The sequence below is a fragment of the Lactobacillus kefiranofaciens genome, assembly GCF_900103655.1.
Taxonomy (GTDB): domain Bacteria; phylum Bacillota; class Bacilli; order Lactobacillales; family Lactobacillaceae; genus Lactobacillus; species Lactobacillus kefiranofaciens.
Genome location: NZ_FMXC01000001.1, coordinates 191,575 through 204,754 on the forward strand (window position 1 = coordinate 191,575; position 13,180 = coordinate 204,754).

Annotated in this window: 7 protein-coding genes; all 7 read left to right on the top strand. The window is 34.1% G+C overall.

What is annotated here, in order from left to right; all coding sequences use genetic code 11:
• Positions 1 to 67 precede the first annotated feature (67 nt).
• The 7 genes from BLP58_RS00970 to nth all read left to right on the top strand — a co-directional run bounded on the left by BLP58_RS00970 (position 68) and on the right by nth (position 13,179).
• Positions 68 to 3,556: a PD-(D/E)XK nuclease family protein gene (locus tag BLP58_RS00970; RefSeq protein WP_013854000.1), complete on the top strand. Its 3,489-nt coding sequence runs from the start codon at positions 68 to 70 to the stop codon at positions 3,554 to 3,556.
• Between the two features lies 1 nt (position 3,557).
• Positions 3,558 to 7,172, top strand: a complete 3,615-nt coding sequence (gene addA, locus BLP58_RS00975) for a helicase-exonuclease AddAB subunit AddA (RefSeq protein ID WP_013854001.1) — start codon at positions 3,558 to 3,560, stop codon at positions 7,170 to 7,172.
• A 14-nt stretch (positions 7,173 to 7,186) separates the two neighbouring features.
• Positions 7,187 to 9,967, top strand: coding sequence for a helicase C-terminal domain-containing protein (locus tag BLP58_RS00980; protein ID WP_013854002.1), 2,781 nt, complete (start codon positions 7,187 to 7,189; stop codon positions 9,965 to 9,967).
• Between the two features lie 2 nt (positions 9,968 to 9,969).
• A complete protein-coding gene (locus tag BLP58_RS00985) occupies positions 9,970 to 10,467 on the top strand; it encodes a hypothetical protein (RefSeq protein ID WP_013854003.1) in 498 nt (165 codons plus the stop codon).
• Between the two features lie 54 nt (positions 10,468 to 10,521).
• Entirely contained in the window at positions 10,522 to 11,820 is a 1,299-nt protein-coding gene (gene asnS, locus BLP58_RS00990; protein ID WP_013854004.1) for an asparagine--tRNA ligase, read from the top strand.
• 86 nt (positions 11,821 to 11,906) lie between these two features.
• Positions 11,907 to 12,548, top strand: coding sequence for a DnaD domain protein (locus BLP58_RS00995; RefSeq protein ID WP_013854005.1), 642 nt, complete (start codon positions 11,907 to 11,909; stop codon positions 12,546 to 12,548).
• A gap of 1 nt (position 12,549) precedes the next feature.
• Entirely contained in the window at positions 12,550 to 13,179 is a 630-nt protein-coding gene (gene nth / locus BLP58_RS01000; protein ID WP_013854006.1) for an endonuclease III, read from the top strand.
• Position 13,180 lies beyond the last annotated feature (1 nt).

Below are 13,180 nucleotides of genomic sequence, written 5' to 3' on the forward strand. Positions count from 1 at the left end.
CCTTAATAAACATTAGTTAAATAATTTATCTTGCTATGATAAAATAATAAGCAAGGAGTGCGAACAAATGATCAAAATTTTAACAGGTCGACAAACTGATCCATTACAAGAAAAAATTCTGGAAGAAGCAATAGAAAATTATAAGCAACATCCAGAAAACGAAACTTTTATCATCGTTCCTAATCATATTAAGTTTACCACAGAAGTTAGGGCGATTAACAAACTAGCTATTAGTAAAAATCAAACTGAAACTGCGGTTAAAAATTTATACATTTTATCTTTTTCCCGTCTTGCTTGGTTCTTTTTAAAAGACGCAGAACAAGGGTTGCTTACTCAACTTGATGATGCAGCTAGTGCTATGCTTTTAACGCATATTATTGAGCAAAAGAAAGCAGAAGGCGAGTTAACTATTTTTGAGAGCTCTAACTCTGGTGTAGTTGATCAATTATACAGAACAATTTTGCAGGTATATGATAGCAATTTAAATTTGGATGATATTGATGAAACCAATCTAGATGAAGAGACTAAACATAAAATCCATGACTTACGTATTATTTACAATGCTTTTATTAAAGAAATTGCTGGTAAATTCTCAACCAAAAATGAAGTGCAGATAAAATTAAACGATTTGCTAGCCAAGAGTCAAAAACTAAAACATGCTAGTTTTTATTTTTGTGATTTCTCTCATTTTTCGTTACAAGAGGGTTTAACGATTAAATTATTAATGCGCAAAGCACAAAATGTTACTTTAGCTTTTAAGACGCGGCTGGGGGATATCAATCCCAAAACAGAGGAAGGTGACTATGATTATGTAATTCAGCAAACAATTAATCGGTTAGTCATTTTTTTGCAAGAAAGAAATATGAATTATGTCACTAAGAGCTTTCCACTATCATCTAAGCCATCTAGTAGAGAGCTTCTAAATAGTTTATGGAATGAAGCTATCCCTAAAGTGGATAATCTAAAACAAGTTCAATTAGTTAGGGCCGATTCACGTTATGCAGAAGCTTATTTTGTAGCGCGGACTATTTATCAGCAAGTGGCATTAAATAATTATCGCTACCGAGATTTTTTGATTTTAGCACCTAATTTGCAAGAATATGAGACGTATTTAACGCCTATTTTAAGGCAAAATAACATTCCATTTTTCAATGATCTGCAGCAGGAGATGAAGTACCATCCATTAGTAGTATTAATTGAAAATCTTTTTGCATTGCGAGATTTGGCTACGAATGCTTTTTCAACTCAAAGTATGATTGCTATTCTAAAAACACACTTGCTGATTCCTTCTTGGTATAAAGAAGAAGCAGAATATATTTATGATGTTGATGAACTAGAGAATTTTGTGTTAGCTCATGGAATTAATCATAATTTATGGAAAAAGCCATTCATAAATTTTGTTGATGCAGAGGTGATTCGACTCGATAAGATGGATGAAGAAGTAGCAAAAATTGATCGTCTGCGGGCTTTTTTAGTAAATAAAGTAACAAACTTGTTTAAAAAACTAGAAAATGAACCAGAAAGTACGAAAGCTTTAACTATTTTCTTTGATTTTTTAGTAAAAAATGGAATTGCTGCACGGTTAGAGAAGTGGCGTGATGAGGCAAATGAAAATGGTGACTTGCAACAAGCAGAGCAACCTGAGCAGTTATGGGATTTGCTGATTCAGCTTTTGAAGGATTATTTAACGATTAATCCTGAAAAATTCGATCTGGATGAATTCTTTAATATGTTAATCAATGCCTTTCGTGAAGCTAATTTCTCCCAAATTCCTTCTACTTTAGATGCGGTTAATTTATCTGAAATGGGAATGGTACAGGTCAGCGGATATAAGCAAGTCTTTATAATTGGCGCAACGGCTGGTAATTTGCCTGCTATTCAAAAGACACCAGGATTTTTAACTACCGAAAACTTAGATCAATTACAGCAGAGTTTTAGTTCAGATTCATATTTAGAGGATAATCAGCAGCTGAATAATTTAGATCAGAATTATCAGTTTGGTTTATCTTTGTCGCTTGCCCAAGATCGGGTTTATCTATCTTATCCTGTGCTAAATGCATCAAATGAGCGATTGGAGCCATCAATTTATTATAAACGCTTAGCTGAGGATGGTGCTCCAGAATTAGCGCAACATGATTTGCCAGATGAAGCTGAGAGATTGTTAGCCTTTATTACTAATCCAAATGCCAGTCTAGGCTATTTAGCTTATATGAATTCACTGACTTCATCTAAGATGGTCAGTGAATTATTGCAACTTACACAGAAGTACTTGCCAGAAAAAGTAAAAATGGTTGTAGCAGCTAGCGATTTTGATAATCAGCCAGAAGATATTGGTCCAGATTTAGCTGCTAAACTATATGGACAAAATTTGAATTCTTCTGTTTCGCAATTAGAAACCTTTTACGAAAATTCTTATGAATATTTCTTAACTTATGGTTTAAAATTACGACGACGTTTTGAAAATGAATTTGATGTTATCCAAGCTGGGAATTACTTCCATGAAACCTTTGATCGTTTAGTCAAACGGCTTAATCAGCAGAAAATAGATTTAGCTGACTTGAGTAGTATTGAGCTTGAGCAAATGCTTAACTCTGTTCGTGATGTAATGAAAGACGAAGGTAAATATGCTCAATTAATGAATGATCCTTTTAATAAGTATTTATTTAAATGTCTAGATCATACTACTTCTAAGGTTGATGGTAATTGGCGTCGTTCCTTAGAAAAGACACCGCTTCGAGCAGGATACTCTGAATTAAGTTTTGGCTTAGGTGCAAAAATTAAAGGACTAAGTTTAACTGTACCTGACTTGTCGGGACAACATTATGTTGACCTGCGCGGTAAAATGGATCGAGTAGATTTAGCTAATTTTGCGGATAAGGATCAAGTGATTGCGCAAGTAATTGATTATAAGTCTTCTGCTAAAAAGTTTGATTTAGGAATGTTTTATAACGGTATTGCTTTGCAAATGGTTTCTTACCTGGATGTTTTAACTAAAAATGGACAATTCTTCGCTGGTGATGATCAATTGTCTCTGTTAGGTGCTTTTTATCAAACTGTAACTAGACAGCTTGATCGTTTGAATAATAAAAAATTAATTGATGCTAATTTTAATTTGCGTGAAGACGCAATTGATAGTAAGCCTAAATTAATGTACAACGGTTTAATCAGCAATAATCCGGAGCTTTTAACCGAAGCAGAGCCGCTTTTAGCTAAACAAGCAGGCTATGCATCACAATTATATTCAGGAGTTAAAACTAAGAAAAATGGCGGTTTTATATTGCCGCGTCAACATAATTTTAACGAAGATGAAATTGAGTTGTTGCTCCAATATGATGAATATTTGATTAAGCAAGCAGCTAGTCAGATTTTATCAGGTCAGATTAAACTTAATCCGTATCGTTATGGTAAAACTCACAGTGCCTTAACGTATTCGGACTTTAAGGATATTTTCTTCTTTGATGCTATGTTAAGACAAAATCAGTATCATGAAATTAATAGTTTAGATAAGAAAGATTTAATTAGTAAAATTAAAGAGAAGTTGAGAAAGGAGAACTAGCGTGCCACAATTTACTACAGAACAGCAAAAGGCAATTAATGATCGTGGACAAGACATTTTGGTTTCCGCTTCGGCCGGTAGTGGTAAGACAACGGTTTTAGTTGAACGCGTATTAAAAGAAGTATTAGCAGGTACGCAGGTTGATGAACTATTGGTTGTTACTTTTACCAAGGCTGCCGCTGAAGAAATGAAAACGAGAATTAAGACAGCATTGACTAAAGAATTGGTTAAGCCCGATAGTAATCATCGTTATTTACGCCAACAATTAAATAAAGTGGATACAGCCAATATTTCAACAATTGATGCTTTCTGTTTAGAAGTAATTCATCGTTTTTATTACTTGATTAATTTAGATCCTAGTTTCAGTATCTTAACTGATGAAACTCAAGCTGCTCTTTTGAAGGAGCGTGCTCTGCGTGAAGTAGAAGGAAAATATTTAGAAGAAAAAGATTCTGACTTTCGCCGCTTTTATGATAATTTTGCAGGTGATCGTGATGCGGAGAGTCCGCGTGATTTGTTGTTAGATTTATATAATTTTGCAATGGCTAAGCCTGAATATGAAAATTGGTTGCATCAGTTGCCTCAGGCATATGAAATTAAAAATAACTTAGTTGAGTCTGCAATTTGGCAAAAGCAAATTAAATCATATCTTTTAACCAGCTTTACGGATTTAGAAACTAAAATTAGTTCTTATTTGGACAATCCAATTATTGAAACTGAACAATTGGCTAAAGTGAAGAAGGATTTTAGCTTGTTTTTACAGAATCTGGGCAATTTTATTAAAGCTTTGAAAGAAGACAAATCATATGATCAACAGAAAGCGTTGTTGCGGTTATGTAAGTTTACGCTAAGGTATCAAAAATCTAAGAAATGGGATGAGGATCTTTTAGTCTTTTATGCAGAAATGCAAAAACTTAAAGACGAGGCTAAAGATCAGGTCTTTACTACCTATACTTCATTTTTTGCGTTGGATGAGGAAAGTCAAAGCAAAGTTATGCAAAATGGGCAAAAAATTGTAACGGCAATTGCTAGTGCTGAGCAAAAGTTGATTAGTAGTTTTAATACTTTAAAAAGGCAAGAGAATCTATTAGATTATAGCGATATGGAACAGTTTGCCTACCAGATTCTTAATGGTAAAACGACTAATTCGCAGATGGCGCGTGATTTTTATCAAAATAGGTTCAAGGAAATTCTGATTGATGAATATCAGGATATTAATGAACTGCAAGAACGAATTCTGCAACAGATTCGTTGCCCTGGAAGGAATACCATGTTTATGGTAGGGGATGTAAAGCAGTCGATTTATGGCTTTAGGCAAGCTGAACCTAGTTTATTTTTAAAGAAATATCATGATTTTGCAAATAGTGAAAATGCTCATGAAGAACGTATTTTATTATCTGATAATTTTCGTTCTACTAAGCCTGTGACGGAGATAGTTAATCGTTTATTTAACACTATTCTGAGTTCTGACTTTGGTGGAATTGATTATGCCAAGGAAGGACAGCTAATTTATGGAGCTGCATATTACCCTGAATCATTGCCCCAAGCTAGTGAAGTAATTATTCATCAAAAGCAAAATAATACAAATGATGAAGAAGGGGTTGATTTTTCAGAAATTCAAATGGTTTTAGCCCGAATCAAGCAATTAAAAGAAGAACATACGCAAATTTTTGATAGCGAAATTGGTCAAAGGCGTGAAATGAAGTATAGCGATATTGCTATTCTGACTAGAAGTCGTAGTGATAATCTGCAAATTATGCAGGAGTTTGCTAAAAGAAATGTACCGCTATTTGTTACCGATGCAGAAAACTACTTCCAGACGTTTGAATTAACTGTTATCATGAATTATCTAAAAATTATTGATAATCCAGATCAAGATATTCCATTAGTTGCAGTTTTACGTTCACCATTGTTTAATTTTGATGAGAAAGACTTAGCTAAAATTAGGATTAAGAGTAAAAATAGCAGTTTTTATGGAGCATTAACTTCCTATGTGGGAATGGGTGATAAATTAAGTGATAAGTGCAAAAACTTCTTGAATCAGCTAGCAGACTTGCGTGGGTTCGCCACGACTCATCGTATTTCAGAATTAATCTGGAGCATTTATGCTAGGACTAATTTACTAGAAATTATGACTGCTTTACCTAATGGAGAACAGCGTCGGGTTAATCTAGAGGCTTTATATGAACGCGCGTCGTCTTATGAAAGTGCAGGCTTTAAAGGTTTGTATCAGTTTATCAATTTTATTAATCGAATGCGCCGTAGTCAAAAAGATTTAGCTCAGCCTTTACTTACTAAGGAAGTAGGTAATGCAGTGCGCTTAATGACGATTCATGGTTCTAAAGGGCTGGAGTTTCCGATTGTTTTTTATGTGGGGATGCAGCATCGCTATCAAATGCGTGATTTAAATGGCAATTATGTTATTAATTCAAGTAGTTTAGGTATTACAGTGCGCGAAGAACATTATCGGGTTGACTCACTAGTTAAAGCTATGGGTAACGTAAATAAAAAACGTCAATTACTTGAAGAAGAAGCGCGAATTTTGTACGTTGCTCTAACTAGAGCAAAACAAAAGCTGATCTTAGTAGGCGATATTCCTAATTTCTCTAAAAAGGTTAAGGATTGGGCAATGGAACTAAATCAGGCGGGAAAATTACCTTTAGCTAGGAAACTGTCTGCTACTAGTTCTTTAAGCTTTATGGGGCCGGTATTAGCTTTTGATCGTCATATTGCGATTAAAATGAATGACATTACTAAATCACTTGATCAAAGCCAATCTATTTTATTCGTTGATTATCAAGATGAAAGCTTGCTGCCTGATCAAAAAAAGGTGGAGCAAGTTGAAAAAAACAATTATGACAATTTATTAGAGAAAATGGCATCGACCACTAAAAAGCTCTATCAATTTAAATATCCTTTTAAAGATGCCAGTGAAACTACAGCTTATCAAGCGGTATCTGAAATCAAAAAGGCATTTAATGATCCGATTGACACAGAGCTAGAAAATTCGCATTTATTAAAATCGACTAATCGCTATTTGCAACCAATTGATACTAAGCCTAACTTTTTATATCAAACCACTTTTACCGGGGCGGAGATTGGTACAGCAATGCATTTAATTTTGCAGTATTATGATTATGAGCAGAATTATTCTGAGAAGCAATTGAATCAAGAGATTGATGAGTTGATTGAGCAAAAGAAATTAAACCCTGATATTGTCTCTAGTCTTAAAAAAGACCAAATTAATTGGTTTGTACATAGTGATTTTGCCAAGGATTTTTGGAAAAAGCCGGAAAATCTTAAGCGAGAGGTAGATTTTTCTAGTTTGCTTTCGGCTAAGACTCTATTTAAAAAATTTAGTGATCCAAATGCTAAAATTTTGGTTCATGGGACAATTGATGGTTATTTTGTTACGAATAATGGTATTATCTTGTTTGACTACAAGACTGATCATGTTAATAAGTCTCATTTGAAAGAATCGATTGAGCTTATTAAAGGAAAATATACTGGTCAGTTGCGCTTGTATGAACAAGCATTAAATGAATTTAGTAAGAAGAAAGTTATTGGCAAGTATTTGATTTTATTAGATGCTAAGCAAGTAGTTGAAGTTAAATAGAAAGGAGGAAAAAGATGGCAAAGATTTTTGCAAAAGATACCTTTGCGGTGGTTGACTTAGAAACGACAGGAACGCAACGGGAAAAAGGACATCATATTATTCAGTTTGGCTGTGCGATTATCAAAAATTTGCAAGTGGTTAAAACCTATTCTTTCATGATTAACCCACACAGGGAAATTCCGCAAGCTGTAATTAATCTAACTGGTATTCATAATGAAGATGTGCAAAAACAGAAAGATTTTGATTTTTATGCGCCTAAAATTATTAAGATATTGCAAAATACAATTTTTGTTGCTCACAATGTCGATTTTGATTTGCCATTTTTAAATTATGAATTAATGCAGCGTGGCTATGATGCATTAACTAACAAGGCAATTGATACGGTAGAATTAGCTAAAATTGCTTTTCCAACTTTGCCGTCATATAAGCTGAGCGATTTAACATCACAGTTAAAAATTAAGCACTTAAATCCACATAAGGCGGATTCAGATGCTTATGGGACAGCTATTTTGTTAATTAAAATTATTCATCAATTTGAAGAACTGCCTCAAGCTACGCTTAATACATTAAGTTCATTATCTCATGGCTTAATTCGTGATACTTCATGGGTAATCACTACAATTGCGGACGCATTGCGCCAAGAAAAATGCCCTCTTGGTTCACAATATATGCAGGTGCGTAATATTGTTTTACAAAAACAAAGTAATAGTTTTAGTGGTCATGGGGAGAACAGAAAGTTCCCTCAAAGTGATGAACAAAAGAAGAAGCTATTTAAAGGCAAACTTCATTTTCGGCGTGCACAAGTTGATTTAATTAATCATTTGCATCAGTTTATTAATAACCCTGAGCAAAGAGCAATGTTAGTGGAAGCACCAAACGGCACGGGAAAGACATTTTCGTATTTATTTGCATATGCTTATCAGCTTTATTCAGGCAGAAAATTAATTATTGCAACGCCAACTAAAGTATTGCAGCAACAAGTGATTGAACGTGAAATACCACAATTATTGCGTGTAAGCAAATTAGATCTTACCGCTGATGTAGTAAAGTCCAGTAGTCGTTATTTGGATTTAGATGGATTTGTGCAGACTCTTTTTCAGGGGACGCCCAATAAGCCAACGTTAATTTTGCAGATGCAGATTTTGGTTTGGCTGACAATGACTAAAACAGGCGATCTAGATGAATTAAATCTGACTAATTATGAAGCACCATTGTTTGCGCAAATCCAACATCCTGGGGATGCGAGGGTTGGTAGTCGCTTTGCTAGTGTCGACTTCTGGAATTTGGCCCGTGAACGGCAAGAGCAAGCTGATATTTTAGTTACTAACCATGCTTATTTAGCTAATCACTACATGGATACTATTTGGGGACAGAATCCATATTTAGTTATTGATGAAGCACATTGTTTTACAGATAATGTAATTAGTTCTCGCAATGATTCGCTTCGTTTTGAAGCGCTTTGGGGTGTAATTAGTCACTTGCGTAATTTGCTTTATTATTCTAATGAGAGTGTAGAGAGCCAGTTTACCGATGATGTACAGCTTAATTTTTTATTGCAAAAACTAGATCCTGAATCTTTAGAATTAATTCAGATAATTAATCAGTTGCAAAAAGAACTTTATGCGCAGCATAGTCATGCAGTAAATCATTCTTTATTACCTAATGGCACTTTAGAACTCAGTTTTCAAGGCAAGGGCTTGTTTGGTAATAATAGTAAATTTAGATTAACTTTAGGCAAGTTTCAACAAAAATTGGAGCAAGTCAGAGACTTAACTAATCAAGTTTTATTTGAACTTTATCATGAACAAGAACGAGTTCTTACTAATACTGAAGCTTTATTAAGTGAGATTACTGAACAAATTGATAGTTTAGATTATTATTCTGAAAAGGGTTATCAATTAGCAGATTTGTTATCTGATACTAATAATTTGGCTCAAAATGGCTTTGTTTTAATGATTACCAATCCTGAAGATCCGCTTAGTACAAATTTAAATTGGTTAATGCTTGATGCTACAGAGATTCTTCAACAAATTTATAGTCGTTTTGATCATCTGGCCTTTATTAGTGCAACGTTGACTAGTGATCATAATTTTGATTATGTGATTAATCAATTAGCTTTAGGTAATTTACACCCATTAGAATACATTGGTAAGAGCACATTTAATATGGCAAAGCATCTTAAAGTGTTAGCTGTTAAAGATATGCCTTCTCCTGATAGTGAGGCTTATGAAGAAGCAATTGACCAAATCTTGATCAATGATTTAAAGAGCAAGCAACACGTTTTAGTTTTGATGACTAATTTAGAAAAAATTCATGATGTTTTTGTAGCGATTATGAATACACCTGAATTAAAAGACTTTGAAATTTTAGCTCAAGGCCTATCAGGGTCCAATAATCGAATAGCTAAAAGATTTGTGATTGCTAAAAAAGCAATCATTATTGGAGCTGATAGTTTTTGGGAGGGCATCGACTTTCATGATTGCCGAATTGATGCAGTATTCGCAGCTCGATTGCCATTTGAGGCGCCAGAACAGCCTGAAGTACGCTTGCGACAAAGGCGTCTTGAAGATCGAGGTATCGATGTTTTTACTAAAGATACTTTACCTAGGGCAGTTATTCGCTTCCGGCAAGGAATGGGGCGTTTAATTAGAGGTGAACAAGATCATGGGCAATTTGTGATTTTGGATCCTAGATTATGGACTAAAAATTATGGAGATGCCTTTTTACAAATAATTCCAGTTAAGATTGAAAAAATAAGTAAAAAAGAATTGAAAAAGAAGTTAAAAGACGAATAGTAATGATACAAGACGATACAAAACAAACAATTAAATTTGTGACCTGGGTAATTAGTTTGATAATTATTGCTTTTTTTGTAAGTATTGCGATTTTTTACTATGCTGGTTCAAAAAGTAGGGGCAATAATCAACGAGTAGTTCAATTAGCAGCTTCTAAGACTCCGATTACTAATATTGAACAGTATTACCATTTAGATCGCGGCACTAGTAGTTATTCTATTACGGGAACTAATAAAAAAGGTCGACGTTATTATTTTATTTACCTGCCTAATTCTAAGAAGGCATACTTATACCCCGCTAAAAGGGGAGTAAGTGAGACAACTATTAAAAATAATTTTAAATCTTCACATTCTAATGCTACAATTAATCATATTAATCTAGGCTGGTATAAAGGTGAAGCAGTCTGGGAGGTTGCCTATAAGAAGTCAAATGGCAATTTAGGCTATACTTTGTATGAATTTAAAAATGGAAATGATATCTCAGAAGTCGATAATTTGTAAAAACTTTGGTATTATGGACATTGTATAATTGATAAAAAGGTGGATAGGAAATTTATGACAGAATTGATTTCAATTAAGGATTCTTCTAAACATGTTGATGAAGAAGTTAAGATGCATGTTTGGCTAACAGACAAAAGATCAAGCGGAAAGATTATCTTTTTGCAATTACGTGACGGTACAGCATTTTTCCAAGGAGTAGTTCGTAAGAATGACGTATCAGAAGAAGTATTTGAAGCTGCTAAGTCATTAAGACAGGAAGCTAGTTTTTACATTACTGGTACTGTCCATGAAGACGCACGTTCCCACTTTGGTTATGAAATTCAAATTACAGATTTACAGGTAGTTTCTAACAATGAAGGCTACCCAATTGGTAATAAGGAACATGGGATTGATTTTCTTCTTGACCACCGTCACTTATGGTTAAGATCAAAGAAGCCATTTGCTATTATGCAAATTAGAAATACTATGTTTAAAGCAACTGTGGACTTCTTTGAAAAAGAAGGTTTCATTAAGTTTGATGCACCAATTTTTATGCATTCCGCTCCAGAAGGTACTACTCAATTATTCCACGTTGAATACTTTGATCATGATGCTTACTTATCACAATCAGGCCAGTTATATGGTGAAGCAGGTGCCATGGCTTATGGTAAGATTTTTACTTTTGGTCCAACTTTTAGAGCTGAAGAATCAAAGGGTCGTCGTCATATGACTGAGTTCTGGATGATGGAACCAGAGATGGCTTGGATGCATCAAGATGAATCATTAGACTTGCAAGAAAGATATCTAGCTTATATGACTAAGCAAGTTTTGGAACATAACCAATATGAACTTAAGATTTTAGGTAGAGATCCTGAAAAACTTCGTCCAACTACTGAAGGTAATTTTACCCGTCTTTCATACGATGATGCTGTGAAAATGCTACAGGATGCGGGCAGAGATTTCAAATGGGGCGATGATTTTGGTGCACCGGATGAAGGATATATTTCAGAGCAATATGATCGTCCTGTCTTTATTGTTAACTATCCAACCTCAATTAAACCGTTCTATATGAAGAAGAATCCAGATAATCCGAAGGAATATTTATGTGCAGATGTAATTGCTCCAGAAGGTTATGGTGAAATCTTTGGTGGATCTGAACGTGAAGGTAATTATGAAACTTTAAAGCAACAAATTTTAGATGCCGGACTGAATCTTGAGGACTATCAATGGTATCTTGACTTGCGTCAATTCGGTGGCGTACCACACTCAGGTTTTGGCATGGGCTTCGAACGTACTATTGCATGGATGTGTCACTTAGATCATATTCGTGAAGCTATTCCATTCCCAAGATTGATTAACAGAATGCAACCGTAATAAATGTTGTATTTGAAATTTTTAATATTTTAACAAAAGTTGGACTAGATATTAGTTCAACTTTTATTTTTGAAAGGAATTGTATTTTGCAGTTTAATGATTATCGTGCATTGGGTTTTACTACTCTACAGAATGGTCTGATCGCTTATTATCCACAATTACAAATTAGTGATGCAGAATTATTGCTGATCATTCAATTAGAAGCTTTTGGACAGCGTGGAGAACTATTTCCATCAAATGAAAAAATTGCTGCCAACACTAATTTGACTGTAACAGATGTTGGTAATTTAATTCAGCACTTGATAGATCAAAATTATTTAACCATAGAGCAAACGACAGATAGCCAAGATAAAATCGGTAATCAATATAGTTTAAATAAGTTATATGAAGCTCTAGATCATTATATTGATCAAAATATTTTAATTAAGAATAAACAAAATAAAACAACTAGGGTAACAGATAATTTAGAAAATAATCCAATTAATTATCTTTCGCGAAAAGTAGAAATAGAGTTTGGGCGCTATTTAAGTCCAATTGAACGGGAAGAAATTTCACAATGGTTAAGTGTTGATCATTACAGTCCGGATATTATCGAATTAGCATTACGTGAAGCTGTTTTATCACAAGCTTATTCTTTAAAATATATTGACCGAGTGTTGCTTAACTGGCAGAGGCATAATCTTAAAACAACTGCAGAAGTTAAAAGATTCTTAAAGAGGAATAGATAGTATGGTAGAAAAATTATTGAGTGATGATGAAGCACGTGCTGTTTTAAAAAGAATTTTAGCTCTTTATCCTGATGCTAAAGGAGAATTGCAATGGGATAGTAAGTTTCATTTATTATGTGCTGTGGTAATGAGTGCACAGACGACTGACAAAATGGTTAACCGAGTAATGCCAAGTTTTAGTCGAAAATTTCCCACACCTGAAAGTTTGGCCACTGCGCCAATTGAAGAAATTGAACATGAAATTAAAACCATAGGTTTATATCGTTCTAAAGCAAAGCATTTAAAAGCTACTGCTGAAATTTTAGTGGATCAATATCATAGTAAAATTCCACGAGATAAAAAGAAATTAATGACTTTGCCTGGTGTTGGAGAAAAGACTGCTAATGTTGTCTTGGCTGAAGGGTATGGTATTCCGGCCATTGCAGTTGATACGCATGTATCAAGAATCTCTAAGAAGTTTCATATTGTTGATCAAAAAGCAACACCGCATGAAGTTGAGAAAAGATTAGAAGCTATTTTACCTAAAAAAGAATGGATAAAAACACATCATGCGATGATCTTGTTTGGTCGTTATACAATGCCAGCGAGAGCTAAAGGTGATCCATATTCATATTTGGATATGCAGAATTAGA